This is a genomic window from Antribacter sp. NEAU-D49 (assembly GCF_057158775.1).
The window spans coordinates 105,258-122,436 of record NZ_JBXTSN010000007.1; the positions used below are offsets into that span (position 1 = coordinate 105,258).

The 17,179-nt window shown below is 74.1% G+C and carries 9 protein-coding genes; 2 read left to right on the forward strand and 7 right to left on the reverse strand.

Translation table 11 applies throughout. The features are described from left to right. Nucleotides 1-49 precede the first annotated feature (49 nt). From arc to AC060K_RS07980, 3 genes are all read right to left on the reverse strand, one after another. A complete protein-coding gene (gene arc / locus AC060K_RS07970) occupies nucleotides 50-1,714 on the reverse strand; it encodes a proteasome ATPase (protein WP_483764890.1) in 1,665 nt (554 codons plus the stop codon). 267 nt (nucleotides 1,715-1,981) lie between these two features. Then, nucleotides 1,982-3,031: a tRNA (adenine-N1)-methyltransferase gene (locus AC060K_RS07975; RefSeq protein ID WP_483764891.1), complete on the reverse strand. Its 1,050-nt coding sequence runs from the start codon at nucleotides 3,029-3,031 to the stop codon at nucleotides 1,982-1,984. A gap of 35 nt (nucleotides 3,032-3,066) precedes the next feature. Beyond that, a complete protein-coding gene (locus AC060K_RS07980) occupies nucleotides 3,067-4,245 on the reverse strand; it encodes a site-2 protease family protein (RefSeq protein WP_483764892.1) in 1,179 nt (392 codons plus the stop codon). A 68-nt stretch (nucleotides 4,246-4,313) separates the two neighbouring features. Here AC060K_RS07980 and AC060K_RS07985 point away from each other — a divergent pair, with 68 nt between their 5' ends. Further along, a complete protein-coding gene (locus tag AC060K_RS07985) occupies nucleotides 4,314-5,237 on the forward strand; it encodes a RecB family exonuclease (RefSeq protein WP_483764893.1) in 924 nt (307 codons plus the stop codon). Between the two features lie 6 nt (nucleotides 5,238-5,243). On the opposite strand, the gene AC060K_RS07990 is transcribed toward AC060K_RS07985, so the two are convergent. The 3 genes from AC060K_RS07990 to lhgO form a co-directional block, all read right to left on the reverse strand. Further along, nucleotides 5,244-5,918 (reverse strand): HAD family hydrolase, encoded by a 675-nt coding sequence (locus tag AC060K_RS07990; RefSeq protein ID WP_483764894.1) that lies wholly within the window; start codon nucleotides 5,916-5,918, stop codon nucleotides 5,244-5,246. 60 nt (nucleotides 5,919-5,978) lie between these two features. Beyond that, a complete protein-coding gene (locus AC060K_RS07995; RefSeq protein ID WP_483764948.1) occupies nucleotides 5,979-13,289 on the reverse strand; it encodes a hypothetical protein in 7,311 nt (2,436 codons plus the stop codon). A gap of 188 nt (nucleotides 13,290-13,477) precedes the next feature. Next, nucleotides 13,478-14,677 (reverse strand): L-2-hydroxyglutarate oxidase, encoded by a 1,200-nt coding sequence (gene lhgO / locus AC060K_RS08000; RefSeq protein ID WP_483764895.1) that lies wholly within the window; start codon nucleotides 14,675-14,677, stop codon nucleotides 13,478-13,480. A 199-nt stretch (nucleotides 14,678-14,876) separates the two neighbouring features. On the opposite strand from lhgO, the gene AC060K_RS08005 reads away from it, so the two are divergent. After that, entirely contained in the window at nucleotides 14,877-15,815 is a 939-nt protein-coding gene (locus tag AC060K_RS08005) for a PAC2 family protein (RefSeq protein ID WP_483764896.1), read from the forward strand. A 20-nt stretch (nucleotides 15,816-15,835) separates the two neighbouring features. On the opposite strand, the gene mshC is transcribed toward AC060K_RS08005, so the two are convergent. Next, nucleotides 15,836-17,173 carry a cysteine--1-D-myo-inosityl 2-amino-2-deoxy-alpha-D-glucopyranoside ligase gene (gene mshC, locus AC060K_RS08010; protein ID WP_483764897.1) on the reverse strand — a complete coding sequence of 446 codons (1,338 nt, stop codon included), beginning with the start codon at nucleotides 17,171-17,173 and terminating at the stop codon, nucleotides 15,836-15,838. Nucleotides 17,174-17,179 lie beyond the last annotated feature (6 nt).

The window sequence follows — 17,179 nt, forward strand, 5'->3', positions numbered from 1 at the left end:
GACGGCCCGCGCCCGCCGGTTCCGGCGGGCGCGGGCCTCGGTCGGCGTCCTAGAGGTACTGGCCCGTGTTCTGGACGGTGTCGATGGTGCGCGGCGTGGCCCCCTCGCCCTTCTTCTGGACGATCGTGCGGATGAAGACGATGCGCTCGCCCTTCTTGCCGCTGATCCGCGCCCAGTCGTCGGGGTTGGTCGTGTTGGGCAGGTCCTCGTTCTCCTTGAACTCGTCCACGCACGCCGAGAGCAGGTGCTCCACGCGGATGCCCTTCTGCCCGGTGGCGAGGAAGTCCTTGATCGCGGACTTCTTCGCCCGGTCCACGACGTTCTGGATCATGGCGCCCGAGTTGAAGTCCTTGAAGAACAGGGTCTCCTTGTCACCGCTCGCGTAGGTGACCTCGAGGAACTGGTTCTCCTCGTCCTCCGCGTACATGCGCTCCACCACCGAGGTGATCATCCCGTCGAGGGCCGCGGCCGTGCTGCCGCCGTACTCGGCGATGTCCTCCGGGTGGATCGGCAGGTCGTCCGTGAGGTACTTCGCGAAGATCTCCTTGGCGCCCTCGGCGTCCGGCCGCTCGATCTTGATCTTCACGTCGAGCCGGCCCGGGCGCAGGATCGCCGGGTCGATCATGTCCTCACGGTTGGACGCACCGATGACGATCACGTTGTCCAGCCGCTCCACGCCGTCGATCTCGGCGAGGAGCTGCGGGACGATCGTGGTCTCGACGTCTGAGGACAGGCCGGTCCCGCGGGTGCGGAACAGCGACTCCATCTCGTCGAAGAAGACCACCACGGGCATGCCCTGCGACGCCTTCTCCCGCGCACGGGCGAAGATCAGGCGGATGTGGCGCTCGGTCTCGCCCACGTACTTGTTGAGCAGCTCCGGGCCCTTGACGTTGAGGAAGTAGCTCTTCTTGGCGCCCGGGTGATCGCCGTTCTTCTGCGCGACCATCGCGGCGAGGGAGTGCGCCACGGCCTTGGCGATGAGCGTCTTGCCGCAGCCGGGCGGGCCGTAGAGCAGCACGCCCTTGGGCGGGCGCAGGCCGTGCTCGCGGAACAGGTCGGGGTGCGCGAACGGGAGCTCGACGGCGTCCCGGATGGCCTCGATCTGGGGGCCCAGACCGCCGATGTCGGTGTAGTCGATGTCGGGGACCTCTTCGAGGACGAGCTCCTCGACCTCGGACTTGGGCACGATCTCGAAGACGAAGCCGCTGCGGACGTCCACCGTGAGGGAGTCGCCCACGCGGAGCGGCGCGCCCACGACGGAGCCGGCGAGGCGCACGACGCGCTCCTCGTCCGCGCGCCCCACGACGAGCACGCGGTCGCCGTCGAGCACCTCCTTGACGGTGACGAGCTCGCCTGTCTGCTCGTACCCGCCCGCCGAGACGACGGTCATGGCCTCGTTGAGCTTGACCTCCTGGCCGGGGCGCAGGCGGGCGGTGTCCAGACCGGGGCTCGCGGCCACGTGCATCTTGCGGCCGGCCGTGGAGATGTCGACGGTCCCGTCACCGTGGGCCGACAGGAAGGTGGCGTAGGTGCCCGGTGGCTTGGCCAGGTCGTCCAGCTGCTTCTTCAGCTCGACGATCTGGTCGCGGGCCGCCCGGAGGGCGTCTGCGAGTCGCTCGTTCTTGGCGGAGAGGAGCGCGATCTGACGCTCGTGGTCGCGGTGAGGTGTCGATCCGGTATCGGGAAGGTTGTACCCAGATGTGTTGTCGGTCATGACTTCCCCAATCGTCAGGGCCCGGGAGGCGACCCTACGACAGGACCGCCTCCGAGAACAGCACTCTAGGCGCAGTCACTGACAGTCAAGCCTGTGGAACACGCGTCCGAGACGCACGGGATACGCGATCGTGACAGGCCGTTCACGCGCGGACGGCCGGGATCCGCGCCATCGCGCGGCTCCCGGCCGCGACGTCCAGCCCGTGGACGCGCGTTCTCCCAGCGCGAACACGTGCGCCGACGGCGCGCCGGGCGAGACACGCCTCCGCTACTCGGGTGCCTGCCCCACGTCACGGCGGACGCGGCGGAGCTTCTTGTCGGACACGGCGCGCTCCCCCAGGTCCTCGGGCGACCACTCGGCATCGGGGGTGGTGGGGTACGCACCCTTGGCGGGACGACGACGGCGCTCGGGCGCCTCGACGCCGTAGGCCATGCGACGCGCCGTGATGAGGAAGCCCGTGTGCCCGATCATCCGGTGCTCCGGGCGCACGGCGAGCCCTTCGAGGTGCCAGCCGCGCACCATGGTCTCGAACGCCTGCGGCTCGGCGAAGCGGCCGTCCAGCCGCAGGTCCTCGGCGGTGCGCGACAGCTGCGTGGTGGTCGCGACGTAGCAGATGAGCACGCCGCCCGGCGCGAGCGCCGTGGCCACGGCATCGACGTTCTCCCACGGCGCGAGCATGTCCAGCACCACCCGGTCCACGCTGCCCGGCTCCGCGACGGTCGGCAGCACGTCGGCGAGGTCGCCCACCGAGAGCTTCCAGGCCGGGTGCGGCCCGCCGAAGAAGGTCTCCACGTTGCCGCGCGCGATCGCCGCGAAGTCCTCGCGCCGCTCGATCGAGTGGAGCTCACCCGCGTCGCCCACCGCCCGCAGCAGGGACATCGTGAGCGCACCCGAGCCGACGCCGGCCTCGACCACCCGGGCACCCGGGAAGATGTCGGCCATCGTGACGATCTGGCCGGCGTCCTTCGGGTAGACCACGGCGGCCCCGCGCGGCATGGACAGCACGTAGTCGCTGAGCAGCGGGCGCAGGGCCAGGTACTCGATGCCCGCGGTGTTGGTGACGACGGACCCCTCGGGTTTGCCGATCAGGTCGTCGTGCGTGAAGTAGCCCTTGTGCGTGTGGAACGTGGCGCCGGGCGCGAGCCGGATCGTGTGCAGCCGCCCGCGCGGGTCGGTCAGCTGGACCTTGTCGCCCACGCGGAACGGGCCGCGGCGCAGCTCGGCACCGGTGGCGCCGCTCCGGGGATCAGGCGCGGCGAGCGGCTCGGCGGGAGTCTCGCGGGGAGTCTCGGTGGGCGTGTCGGTCTCGGAAGTCACGACGGACCACTCTACCGGCGGCTGCCCCGCCCGGCTCAGCCCTTGCCGCGGAGGGCGCGGGCGACCGCCGCGAGGTCGAGAACGCCGGTGACCCGTCCGCCGTCGGTCACCGGCACCAGGCGGGCTCCGCCGGACGTCGCCGCGAGGTGCGTGAGCAGAGCCTGGCCCGCGATGCCGGCGTCGACCTCCGAGCCCGCGACGAACGGCACCGCCACGGCCTCGACGCCCGTGGTGGCCGCGGCGGCCTCGGGCACCTGGGCGGCGGCATCGTCGTCCACCACCGCGACGGCCGTGCCGTCCCCGTCCACCACGACCACGGCGCCCGGGCCGCCGCCCCGGGCGGCGGCGGCCTCGGCCACCGTGGAGCCGAGCGGGACGACGGTCGCGGGGACCGCGAAGCCCGCCGCGGTGAAGCCGGAGACCGTCTCCCGGCGCCGCCCGTTGACGATCGCCGCGCCCGCCCCGGACCAGAGGAACGCCGAGAGGAGCGCCGACCACAGGACGGTGGTCAGGCCCGGGCTCCGGCCCTCGACGTAGGGCCACAGGATCGCCCAGGCGAGCACCCCCACCGCGACGACCCGGCCGGCCCAGCCCGCCACGACCGACCCGCGGGACCGGGATCCCGTGGCCGCCCAGACGGCCGACTCCAGGATCTGGCCGCCGTCGAGCGGAAGACCAGGGAGCAGGTTGAAGACCCCCACGAACGTGTTGGAGAGCGCCGCGGCGTAGAGCAGGAGGGTCGGCACCGACAGCACCGGCTGGGCCAGGTAGAGCGCCCAGAAGACCGCGGCGAGGGCCAGGTTGGTCAGCGGCCCGACGACGGCCACGAGGAAGCCGTCGCGCGGGCGGGTCAGGCCGCCGGTGTAGGCGGTGTGACCGCCCCACAGCGTCACGGCGAGCTCCGTCACGCGCTGCCCGCGGGACCGGGCCACGAGGGCGTGCGAGGTCTCGTGGAGGAACACCGAGCCGAACAGGAGGAGCACGAACGCGAAGGCCACGACGTACACCCCGGCCCCGAGGTGCGGTGCGATGGCCTGCACGTTCGGCGCGAACAGCAGCGTGAGCACAGCGGCGGCGAGGAACCACGACGGGGTGATCACCACGGGGGCGCCGGCTACCCGGCCCACCACCCAGCCGCGGGAGCGGGCCGGCGCGGGGGCCGGGGTGGGCGTGGCGGCCGGGCGCGCGGCGGGGCCGGTGTCGTCGGAGGTCACATCGCCCAGGCTAGCCGCCTGTGGAGAAATCCCCGGGAGTGTCGGTGGACCGCCGTAGGGTTGCGGGCATGACGATCACCGTGGGGACGGACCTCGCCGGCGGGACGCCGGGCAGCACGACGGGGCCGGCCGCGCCCGGCGAGGTCGCCGCGCCCTCACGTCCGCCGGCGCTGTCGCCCTCCCGGGCGAACGACTACATGCAGTGCCCGCTCCTCTTCCGCTTCCGCACCGTCGACCGGCTTCCGGAGCCGCCCAGCGCGGCCGCCGCCCGCGGCACGCTCGTGCACTCCGTGCTGGAGCGGCTGTACGACGCCCCCCTGGGCGAGCGCACGCTGGCCGCAGCCCAGGCACTCCTGCCGGGCGAGTGGGACCGGCTGCTCGAGGCGGAGGACCGGTACACGCAGCTGTTCACGGACGGCGTGGGCCCCGACGGGCAGGACCTCGCGGGCTGGCTCGCGGGAGCCGGTGCGCTGCTGGGCACCTACTTCACGCTCGAGGACCCCAACCGGCTGGAGCCGCGCGAGCGGGAGCTCCTGGTCGAGACCCGCCTGGAGGACGGGCCGCTGCTGCGCGGCATCGTGGACCGGCTGGACGTGGCCCCCGACGGGGCGGTGCGGGTCGTCGACTACAAGACGGGCAAGTCACCGCGGCCGGGCTACGAGGGGTCGGCGCTGTTCCAGATGCGCTTCTACGCGCTGGTGCTGTGGCGCGAGCGCGGGGTGCTGCCGAAGATGCTGCAGCTCGTCTACCTCGGCGACGGGCAGGTGCTGCGCGGCGAGCCCACCGAGGACCACCTGCGCCACACGGAGCAGAAGATCCGCACCGTCTGGTCGGCCATCGAGCAGTCCGCCCGGACCGGCTCGTGGCCCACGCGGAAGAGCAAGCTCTGCGGCTGGTGCGCGCACCAGGACGTGTGCCCCGAGTTCGGCGGCACCCCGCCCGAGATCCCCGAGGGCGCGGTACGGCTGCGGCTGGGGATCGACGCCGGCTGACGCCCCTCAGGCGAGCAGGTCGACGACCTCGCCCGCCACGATCCGCGAGAGCACGCCCAGGTCCACCTGCTCGAGCGAGCGGGCCCGGCTGAGCCCGGGCCGCTCCTCGACCGGGACGACCGCCTCGACGCCGAGCGTCCGGGCGCCGGACGCCACCGCGGACGAGATGCCGACGGGCGAGTCCTCGATGGCGACGCAGTCCTCGACCGGGACGCCGAGCAGGGCTGCCGCCGTGAGGTACGGCTCGGGGTGCGGCTTGCCGTGCGTCACCTCGTCCCCCGTCACCAGGTGGGAGAACGTGCCGTCGGGGGCTCCGGCCGCCACGGCCTCGGCCTGGCTGCGGTACGACATCGTCACGACGGCGCACGGCACGCCCACCGCGCGGAGCTCGCCGAGCAGCGTGAGGACGCCGGGCCGCCAGGGCACCTCCTCCCGGAGGCGCGTGTTGACCTTGGCGACCAGCCAGGTCACGATCTCGGCCGGCTCCATCGGTACGCCCGCGTCGCGCAGGCGCGCCGCGGAGACCAGAAGCGGCTGCCCGACGACGCCCAGCGCGTCCTCGTGCGTCCAGGTTCCGCCGTGCTCGGCGACGAGCTCGTGCTCCGCCTGCATCCAGTAGGGCTCGCTGTCGACCAGGGTGCCGTCCATGTCGAACAGGACGGCGGCGGGGAGATCACTCACGGGCGCAGCCTACGTCGGGAGGCACCCGCCGCGGCGCCACCGCTCAGGCGTACGAACGTCTCAGCCCCGCCGGCGACGCAGCAGCACCAGCGCTCCGCCGACCACGACCGCCAGCACAGCGGCCCCGATCAGCAGACCCGTCCCCTGCGGCCCGGTCACCGGGAGGGCCGGCGGGCGGGCGTGCGTGGGTGTCGGCGACGGCTCGGGCGTCAGCGACGGGCTCGGCGTGGGCGTCGGGCTCGGGCTCGGCGCCGGGCCGTAGGCGTTCGTCACGGTGCACGTCACGACGTCCGCCAGGGCCACCGTGACGGAACCGTCCTCGACCGGCACGGCCTCGCCCGAGGCGTCGTCGACGCAGCCCCACTCGCCAGTGAGGTAGCCCTCCGCGTACTCGGCCACGTCCGTGGACTCCGCCAGGGCGTACGTCCCCACGGCGACCGCCACGCCGGACACGTCCGGTGAGCCCGTCGTGCCGGAGACCGTGACCGGCCCCTCGGCCGTCAGGGTCCAGTCGGCGGGGTCGGCGGGGCCACCGTCGACCACCTTGACGAGCGTCAGCCGGGGCGCGACCGCGGTGTTCACGATCGTGCAGGTGACGTCCGCCCCGGAGGCCAGCGTGACCACGCCGTCGGTCGCGTCCACCGGCGTGCCCGCCGCGTCCGCGCAGGTCCACGCGCCGGCCGTGAAGCCCGCCGGCCCCGACTCGCCCAGCACGTAGCTGCCGGGGCGCACGGGCACCGCGTCGACCCCGCCCTCCGCGGCCGGGTCGCCCGGCCCCGTCACGACGTCCTGGCCCGCGACGTCTTGCGGCGTCGCGGACAGCGTCCAGTCCGCCGGCTCCTCCATGGCGCCGGAGTCGCCCGCCTCGACCTGCTTGACGAGCGTCAGGGTCCCCGGCGGGACGAACGTGTTCGTCACCGTGCAGGTCAGGTCGGCGGCCAGCCCGACCACCACCGACCCACCCTCCACCGGCACCGGCGCGCCCTGGGCGTCCACGCACGCCCACGTCCCGTCCGCGTAGCCGACGGCGTCGCCCGCCTCCGACAGGGCGTACGTCCCCACGGGCACCGGGACGTCGCTCACGTCCTCCGAACCGGTCGTTCCGGAGACCGTGACCGGCCCTTCGGCCGTCAGGGTCCAGTCGGCGGGTTCGGCCGGGCCGCCGTCGACCACCTTGACGAGCGTCAGCTCCGGCTGCACCGCGGTGTTCACGATCGTGCAGGTGACGTCCGCCCCCGAGGCGAGTGCGACGACGTCGTCGCCCACGTCCACCGGGGTGCCCGACGCGTCCGCACAGGTCCACGCGCCCGCGGTGAAACCGGACGGCCCGGTCTCGGCCAGCGCGTAGGAGCCGGGCCGCACGGGGGCGTGGTTCACCCCGCCCTCCGCGGCCGGGTCGCCCGGCCCCGTCACGACGTCCTGACCCGCGACGTCCTGCGGCGTCGCGGACAGCGTCCAGTCCGCCGGCCCCTCCGTGGCGCCCGAGTCGCCCGCCTCGACCTGCTTGACGAGCGTCAGCAGCGCCGGCGTGATCCACGTGTTGACGAGGGTGCAGGTGGCCGAGACGCCCTCGGCCAGTGTCACGGTGGTGCCGTCGACGGCGACCGGTTCGCCCGTGGCGTCGTCGGAGCACACCACGCCCGCAAACGTGTAGTCGGTGCGGTCACCGGTCTCGGCGATCGCGTACGACCCCACCGGAACGTCGGCGCCCACCCCGGAGGTGCCGCTCACGGTGGCCGGGCCGGTCGCGGACAGCGTCCACTCCTCGGGGGCGGCGGGCCCGCCGTCGACCTCCTTGAGGAGCGTCAGGTGCGGCGTCACCGCGGTGTTCACGATCGTGCAGGTGACGTCCGCGCCCGGGGCGACCGTGACGACGGCGTCGGTCACGGGCAGGGCGCCCGAGGCGTCGGCACAGGTCCAGGCCGCCGCGGCGAAGCCCGCGGGCCCCGTCTCGGCGAGGAGGTACCCGCCCGGCAGGCCGAGCACGCCGCCCGGGGCCGCAGGGTCGCCGGGACCGCTGACGACCCCCTGGTCGACGACGTCCTGCGGCGTCGCGGACAGCGTCCAGCTCGCGGGCACGGCCTGGGATCCGGTGCCTGCCGTATCCACCTGCTTGACCAGCGTCAGCGTGCCGGACGGGATCCACGTGTTCACGACCGTGCAGACCAGGTCGTCGCCCAGCCCGACGGCCACCACACCGTCCGTCACCGGCACAGCAGCACCCTCGGCGTCGGCGCAGGTCCACGCGCCGCCCGTGTACTGCGGCTGGTCGCCCGCCTCGGAGAGGGCGTACGAGCCCTCGGGGACGGGGACGTCGGTCACCTCGGCGGCTCCCGTGGCCCCCGTGAGCGTGACCGGGCCCTCCGCCGTGAGCGTCCAGGCGGACGCGTCCGCCGGTCCCCCGCCCGCGACGACCTTGACGAGCGACAGCTCGGGCTGGACCGCCGTGTTGACGATGGTGCAGGTCACGTCGGCAGCCGGCCACAGCGCGACGGTCCCGCCGGTCGCGTCGAGCGGCCCTTCGAGAGCGTCCTCGCACGCCCAGCCGCCCGCTGCGAAGCCCTCCGGGCCCGCCTCCGTCAGCCCGTACGTGCCGGGGACCACCTCGACGCCGTTGACGCCCGCCCCGGAGGCCGGGTCGCCGTTCCCGGAGACGGCGTCCTGGCCCTCGATCTCCTGCGGGGTGGCCGTCAGCGTCCAGTCGGCCGCCACCTCGGTGGCGCCCGTCGTTCCGGCGTCCACCTGCTTGACCAGCGTGAGGACCGCGGGCGGGGCCCAGGTGTTCACGATGGTGCACGTGACGTCCTGCGCGAGCGCGAGGCTCACCACGCCGTCGGCCACGGGCACGGTGACGTCCTGGGCGTCGACGCAGGTCCAGGTCCCGGCCACGTAGTGCTCGACGCCCGTGGTCTCGGCGAGGACGTAGTCGCCCACGGCCACCTCGACGCCGGTCACCTCGGGCGCCTCGGAGACGCCGGTCACGGTGACCGGGCCGGTCGCGGTCAGCGTCCAGTCCTGGGGGACGGCCGGACCGCCGTCGACCACCTTGACCAGGGTGAGGCTCGGGGCCACGGCGGTGTTGACCACCTGGCACCGCACGGCGGCGCCGGACGTCACGGTGACGACCGAGCCGGCCACCGTCCCGCCCTCGCAGGTCCACTCCCCCTGCGTGAACCCGGCCGGGCCGGTCTCGGACAGGGCGTAGTCGCCCGGCAGCACCGGGACGGCACTCACGCCACCCTCGGCCGTGGGGTCACCCGTGCCGCTCACGACGGGCTGGGCCGGGAGCTCCTGCGGCGTCGCGGTGAGCGTCCAGTCCGCGGGCCCCTCGGGGGTGCCGGACACGCCCGGGTCCACGACCTTGACCAGCGTCAGCGTGCCCGGCGGGATCCACGTGTTGACCATCGAGCAGGTCACGTCGTCGCCCTCGGCGAGGGTGACCGAGGGCACCCCGCCCGGGTCGGTCACGTCGACGGGCGTGCCGTCCGCCGCCTCGCAGTGGACGCCGGACCGCACGTACGACGGCGTCCCGCCCGACTCGCTCAGGAGGTACGTGCCGACCGGGACGGCCACGCCGGTCACAGCCTCCGACTCGGACGTGCCCGAGATCGTGACCGGACCGGTCGCGCTCAGCGTCCAGTCCTGGGCCCCCGCCGGGCCGCCCGCCACCTCCTTCACGAGCGTGAGCCGCGGCGCGACCGCGGTGTTGACGATCGTGCAGGTGACGTCGGCCCCCGAGGCAACCTCCACCACGTCGCCGACCACCGCGAGCGCCCCGTCCGCGTCCGCGCAGGCCCAGGCCCCGGGCGTGAACCCCGGCGGGCCCGCCTCGCTCAGGGCGTACGCGCCCGGCTCGACCTCCACCGAGGCGACGCCACCGGGAGCGGCCGGGTCACCGGGGCCGAACACCGTGTCCTGCCCCTCGACGCCCTGCGGCGTGGCCGTGAGCGTCCAGTCGGCCGGGCCCGCCACGGAGCCCGAGGCGCCGGCGTCCACCTCCTTGACGAGCGTCAGCGTTCCCGGCGGCGTCCACGTGTTGACGACCGTGCAGGTAACGTCCTGACCCTCGGTCAGGGCGATGACGGGGTTCGTCGCCGGGTCGGTCACGGGGACCTCGGCACCGCCCGCTTCCTCACAGGCCCACCCGCCCGGGACGTAGTCCTCCACGTCGCCGGCCTCGGCGAGGAAGTAGGTGCCCACGGGCACCTCGACCCCGGACACGGCCGGGTCCCCGCTCGGCCCGGAGAGGTCCGCCGGGCCGTCCGCCGTGAGCGTCCAGTCCGTGGCCGACGCCGGGCCGCCGCCCGCGACCTCCTTGACGAGCGTGAGCCGCGGCGTCACGGCGGTGTTGACGATCGTGCAGGTGACGTCCGCGGCCGGGGCGACGGTCACGACGCCCTCCGTCACCGTCAGCCCGCCGTCCGCGTCCGCGCAGACCCAGTCGCCCGCCGTGAAGCCGGGCGGGCCGGCCTCGCTCAGCGCGTAGGCGCCGGGCTCCACCTCGACGGCGGTCACCGCACCCCCGGCGACCGGGTCGCCGGGCCCCGACACGGGGTCCTGCCCGGTGATGCCCTGCGGTGTCGCGGTGAGCGTCCAGGCCCCGGGCCCCGCGGTGGAGCCGGAGTCGCCCGGGTCCACCTCCTTGACCAGGGTGAGCGTGGCCGGGTCGTCGTCGTTGGTGATGCGGCAGTCCACGCCCGCGCCCGCCGACTGCTCGGGGGCGAGCGTCACGGTGGTGCCGTCCGCGCTCGCCACGCCCTCGGTGTTGCAGGTGAACAAGGCCTGGTGATACCCGTCCGGTCCTGTCTCGCTCACCCGGTACACGGTGTTGGGCCGCAGGTTCACCGGCACGCCCGTGGCAGAGCCCGTCACGGTCACGGGCTCCAGACCGGCGGGCAGGTCGTCCCCCTCGGGGGTGAGCGTCAGCTCCCAGGCGCTCGGCGCCTGGGTTCCGCCGTCGTCGTTGGTCACGTCCTTGCCCAGCACGAGCGTCGCCGTGCGGTTCGTCGCCGTGCACTCCACGTGCCGGCCCGCGGGGACCTGCACCGTCCCGTCGCCGCCCGAGACGTCGGCCGTCGACGCCGTCCCGCCCGGCTCGTCCGCATAGCCGCAGACCCACGACCCCGACGCGCCGGGGTTGACAGGCTGGCCGTCGGGGCCGGTCTCCCGGTGGTCGTCCTGGACGTACAGCGGGTCACCGCCCGACTCGCTCAGCACGTACTCGGCCTCGCCGGTGACCGGCTGCTCCGTCACCGCCGTCGCTCCCGCCGTCCCGGAGAAGCCGGGCAGCGCCCCGGCCGTGCCCGCGGTCGCGGACAGCGTCCACTCCTCCGGCGCGGCGTCCCCGCCCACGACCTCCTTGCGGAGGGTCAGGCGGGACTCGCAGGTCACGTAGTTGGTGATGACGTACTCGTTGAACTCGGGCTGGAGGCGCAGGCTGACGGTGTGGTCGGGCTGGAGCGGCACCGGGGTCGTGGGTTCCAGGTCCTCGTCGAGGCCGTGGATGGTCGCGGCGTCCTCGTCGACGGTGCAGTAGGGCCTGCCGTTCACGCCGGTGGTCTCGTTGATGACCACCTCGTCCGTGGGGACCAGCGCCTGGCCCTCGGTGCCGTACTGCGTGTACCGGTTGCCCCAGGTCACGGAACCCATCGAGACCGCCTGCCCCGTGTCGCTGGGCCGGGCGTCGAGGGTCAGGTCCGCGTGGATGCCGGCGGGCTGGAAGCCGTCCGGCACGGGGTCTCCCCCGTTGACGACCCACTGCTTGTCCACCTGGACGGACGTGGTCCCTTCCGGGGCCTGGTTGTAGATGGTGCACGTGGTGGCACCGAAGGGCTGCACGCCCTGGACCGTGAACCCGTCCGGGTCGTCCGGCGAGTTGACCACCGTGTGCGTGGCGCCGGTGCCGATGTTGCGACACTCCGCCCGTGGACCGGTCGCCGTCCCGTCCACCGCCAGGAGCTGGTAGCCCGGGAACTGCCGCTCGTGCACGTCGAGATCGAGGGCGTCCGCCGTCGACGAGCTCAGGTCGAACTGGACGGCGCCGGTCTGGTCGGTGGTGGTGGTCTGCGTGCCGCCCACCCCCTCGCCGGTGACGGTGATCTCCCAGCCGGGGCCGGCCACCACGGTGTCGCCCTCGCTGATGGACCCGCCGGGCCGCACCACCTGCTTGACGATCGTCAGCTGCCCCTCGCAGGAGGCCGCCGCGAGCCGGTGGAACGCCTCGGCCGCGGCCGTGTACGACGACTCCTGGTAGTAGTCGGCAGTCAGCGGGTTGGTGCCGTCGTACCTCGTCGGGCCGCTGACCGCCGCCAGGTTGAGGTCGGCGTGCGAGGCGGCGGCCACGCCGTCGCCGACGCCGAGCGCCACCACCCGCGTACCCTCCGCCTTGAGCCCGTTCGCGCTGAAGATCGCCGCCTCCATGTCCGCGAGCTGGTTGACCGACGCGTAGCCCTCGTACGACAGGCCGCCATGCACGGTCGGGTTGCCGTCCGTGATCACGACCGCGAGGTCGTAGTCCGTGGGGGCGGCCATCGCGGCATAGAGGCCGGCGTCCCAGTTGGTGGCCTGGGTGCCCACCGAGACCCCGCCGGGCGACGCCCACGGCGCCCAGTGCGCCTTGAGCGTGGCGGCGCTCTGCGCCGTGGACACGCCCACGGGCGTGGGGATGTTCGACAGCCGCGGGTTGGTGCTGCTCAGCGGCGAGGAGTACCCGAAGGCGTAGTACGACATCCGTGACGGCGTTCCGGTCAGCGCGTCCACGACGGAGTCCAGCGCCCCCTTGAGGCGGCTGTAGGTAGGGTCCCCGACGGCGACGGACGACGACCAGTCCGCGATCAGCGCCACGTCGAGCCCGCACTCCGGAGCGTGGGCGGGGTTGTTGCGGGACTTCTGCCACGTGCCCGTCGAGGCGAGCCGGTTGTTGGTGTTCACCCCGGTCGAGTCCATGAACTGCGCGCTGCCGCTGCGGTACAGCGTGCCCGCCACCAGCGCGGGCGTGCGGAAGGCGTAGGCCGTGACGTACGCGGGCGTCGCGCCGCTCGCGCCGGTGCGGAGCGTGTAGTTGGGGTGCCAGCCCTCCACGGAGTGGATCTGCTTGACCCAGAGCCGCTTGCCGTAGTTGGCACCGTTCGGGCCACGCGTGTCCGGGATCACGATGTCGCAGGTCCCGGTCGCGTCCGCCACGCAGCGGGCCACCTCGACGGTCGCCTGTGCCGGGTCCGACGGCGAGGAGTTCGCCGCGTCGCGGTAGGCGACCAGGGTCACCCCGGCCAGGGGCGCCACCGTACCGTCCGCCTGTCGGTCGCCGCCCGTGGTGATCCGGATGACCGACGTGGTGGCGGTCGGCTCGGCGGCCGACGCCGGCGGGGCCACCCAGGGCAAGGCCCCCCACCCCTGACACGATGACGAGGGCGAGGGCCGCTGTCGCTGCGACACGTCGGCGGAGCAGGGCTCCGGGGCGGGGAGCGTGCATAGGACGTCTCCAGCTTGGGGTGAGGATGCGCCGTCCGCCCCATCTGACCACGACACGCCGCGTACGGCGCGCCGAACGGGTGAAGTTCTTACCCCAGGAGATCCGCCACGTGCTCGGCGATCGCGAGGCTCGAGGTCGCCGCCGGTGAAGGTGCGTTACGCACGCAGGTGACGTCGCCCGAGGTCACGATGCGGAAGTCGTCCACGAGCGACCCGTCGCGGTCGACCGCCTGCGCGCGCACACCGGACCCGGCCCGCACCACGTCGCCGGCCCCGATCGCGGGGACGTACCGGCTCGCGGTCCGCATGTAGGCACGGACGGACAGCGAGCCGGCGAGCTCGCGGGCTCCCGTACGCCAGTGCGTGGCAGCGACCCGCCAGAAGCCCGGCCAGCGGACGACGTCGGCCACGTCGCCCAGGTCGAGGCCCCACCTGCCGTAGCCCTCGCGAGCCAGGGCGAGGACCGCGTTGGGCCCCACCTCGAGGGTGCCGTCGACCCGCCGGGTGAAGTGCACGCCGAGGAACGGGTACCGGGGGTCGGGCACCGGGTAGACCATGCCACGCACCAGGTCCTGCTTGGCCGCGGCGACGCGCATGTACTCGCCACGGAACGGCACGATCACCGGTCCGCGCTCGGTCACGCCCACCCGGTCGGACTGGAGGCCCGCGCAGACGACCACGCGGTCGAAGACCCGCTGAACCGGGCCGTCCTCCTCCCCGGGCCCCGCCGAGCGCACGACGACGCCGCCGCTCCCCTGCCGGATGCCCGTCACCTCCCGGCCGAGCAGCACCTGCCCGCCGGCCGCCTCGACCTGCGCCCCGAGAGCCCGGGCCACCGCGGGGTAGTCGGTGATCGCGGTGCGCGGCGAGTGCAGCGCCGCGAGGCCCGTGGCGTAAGGCTCGACGTCGGCGATCTCCGCGCCGTCGAGCCGCCGCAGGCCGGGCACGCCGTTCTCGCGGGCCGTCTTCTCCAGGTCGTCGAACCGGCGCGTCTCGGACGGGTCGAGCGCGACCACGAGCTTGCCGCACTCGTCGTACGCGATGCCGTGCTCGGCGCAGAAGTCGCGCAGCAGGTCGCGTCCCCGCGTGCACAGGGTGGCCTTGAGCGAGCCCGGCCGGTAGTAGATCCCCGCGTGGACCACGCCGGAGTTGTGCCCCGTCTGGTGCGCGGCGAGCGCCTGCTCCTTCTCGAGCACCGTGACCTCCGCGCCGTGCCGGCGCGCGAGCTCCCGGCCCACCGCGAGGCCGACGATCCCGCCTCCCACGACCCCCACCCGCTGGGCGGTCACCGCACGACCGTCCTCGTGACGGTCCTCATGTCGGACATCCGGCCTCCTCAGGCGTTCGGGCCTCACGGTAGGGCCGCGAGCGCCCCGGTGAACAGGGCGTCCACCCCGCTATTGACCCGGAGCGACCGAGTTTCAGCCGGTCGCAGAACTCGCCCGCCGCCCGCCACGCGGGAGCCCTGCCACGCCCTAGGCTGGGCAGATGACCGACGCGCAACAGGAGCCGACCGAGCGTCCCAGGCCCGAGGCGGCCGACCCCGTGCCGCGCCCCTCGGTGCGCCAGACCGTCATGATCGCCGCGTTCGAGGGCTGGAACGACGCCGGGAGCGCCGCCACCGCCGCACTGACCCATCTGGGCGACGCGTGGGGCGCGGAGAAGCTACGCGAGCTCGATCCCGAGGAGTACCACGACTTCCAGGTGAACCGCCCGTACGTGAGCGTGGGCGAGGACGGGCAGCGTGTCATCACATGGCCCACGACGTCCGTCTCGGTGTGCAGGCTCCCGGAGCGCACCGTCGTGCTGGTGCACGGGATCGAGCCGTCGATGCGCTGGCGGCACTACTGCGACGAGCTGCTGGGCATCGCCGACGAGCTGGGTGTCCGCACCGTCGTCACGCTGGGTGCTCTGCTGGCCGACGTGCCGCACACCCGCCCCATCCCGATGACCGCCACGTCCGAGAGCGTGGGCCTGCAGTCGGTCCTGGACGTGGAACCCAACACGTACCAGGGCCCCACCGGGATCGTGGGCGTGCTGCAGCACGAGGCGTCCCAGCGGGGCCTGCAGTCCGTGTCGCTCTGGGCGGCCGTTCCGCACTACGTCGCGAACCCGCCCTCGCCCAAGGCCACCCTCGCGATCCTCACCCGCATCGAGGAGCTGCTCGGCGAGCCGGTCCCCATGGGCGGGCTGCCCGACGACGCGGCCGCCTGGCAGCACGGCGTCGACGAGCTCGCCGCCGAGGACACCGAGATCTCGGAGTACGTGCAGCAGCTCGAGGAGGCCAAGGACACCGCCGAGCTGCCCGAGGCGTCGGGCGACGCGATCGCCCGCGAGTTCGAGCGCTACCTGCGCCGCCGCGACATCAACGGCGGCGGTCGCGAGCCGGGCGGCCCGGGCCGGGAGCCGGGCCCCGACAAGTCCTGACGAGCAGCCCTGCGCAAGGGCTACAGGCGCACGCCCAGGAGCGCGTTGACCGCGCGGGCCATGACGCCCGGCGCGCCCTCCTGGTCGGCCGACGTGTCGCGGCCCGGGGCCAGCGCCGTGTCCGCCCAGGCGTCCACCGCGGCGAGCGCGCGCGGCGCATCGAGGTCGTGAGCCAGGGCAGCGCGCACCTCGCCGAGGGTCGATGTCGCGTCCGGCCCGCCGTTGCCCGACACCGCCGCCCGCCACCGCTCCAGCCGGGCCACGCCGCCCGGCAGGTCGTCGGCGGTCCACTCCCACGTGTCGCGGTAGTGGTGCGCGAGCAGCGCCAGCCGGATCGCCATGGGGTCGGCCTCGGTGCGGAGCGCGGAGACGAACACCAGGTTGCCGAGCGACTTGCTCATCTTCTCGCCCTGGTAGGCGACCAGGCCCGCGTGCAGGTGGACGCGGGCCCCGGTGCCGGACGCCCCGCCGGCTGATCCGCCGGCGCCGATCGCCGCCAGGACCCGCAGATGCGAGGTGGACATCTCGTGGTGCGGGAACAGCAGGTCGGCGCCACCGCCCTGGACGTCGAACCGCTCGTGGGCCTGTCCGGCGTCCGTACCGAGTCCCAGGCCGTCGGCCGCGATGACCGCGCACTCGATGTGCCAGCCGGGTCGTCCGGTCCCCAGCGTGCCGCCGTCCCAGGCGGGCTCGCCCGGGCGCTCGCGGCGCCACAGCAGCGGGTCGAGGGGGTCCTTCTTGCCCTCGCGGCCCGGGTCCCCGCCGCGCTCGGCGAAGAGCGTGAGCATCTCGTCGCGCGCGAGCCCGGAGACGGACCCGAAGCCGGGGTCGGCGGAGAGGTCGGCGTAGACGTCGCCCAGGTGGGCCGCGTCGCCACCGGCACCGGCCTCCAGCGGCACCCGGTAGGCGGCACCCGCCTCGACCATCGCCTCGATGGCGCGCACCACGGCGGGGACGGACTCCACGGCGCCGGTGTAGGCAGCGGGCGGCACGAGCCCGAGCGCCGTCATGTCCTCGGCGAACAGGGCCACCTGCTCGGCCGCGAGGTCGTGCCAGTCGACGCCCGTGGCGGCGGCGCGCTCCAGGAGCGGGTCGTCGACGTCGGTCACGTTGGAGGCATGGACCACGGCCTTGCCCGCGTCCCGCCAGGCGCGCACCAGCAGGTCGAACGCCACGTAGGTGGCCGCGTGACCGATGTGCGTCGCGTCGTACGGGGTGATGCCGCAGACGTAGAGGCGGGCGGTCTTCCCGGGGGCTGCCTCGGCGAGCGCACCGGTGGTGCTGTCGTGCACCAGGATCGGCGGTCGGCCGTCCGGTCCGGGGAGCTCGGGGATCTGGGGGGCGGGCCAGCTGTGCACGCCCCC

Bases quoted from the DNA above. Each gene is read 5' to 3' on its own strand.
- arc (WP_483764890.1), bottom strand. From the start codon at position 1,714: ATGACCGACAACACATCTGGGTACAACCTTCCCGATACCGGATCGACA.
- AC060K_RS07985 (WP_483764893.1), top strand. From the start codon at position 4,314: ATGACGATCACCGTGGGGACGGACCTCGCCGGCGGGACGCCGGGCAGC.
- AC060K_RS08005 (WP_483764896.1), top strand. From the start codon at position 14,877: ATGACCGACGCGCAACAGGAGCCGACCGAGCGTCCCAGGCCCGAGGCG.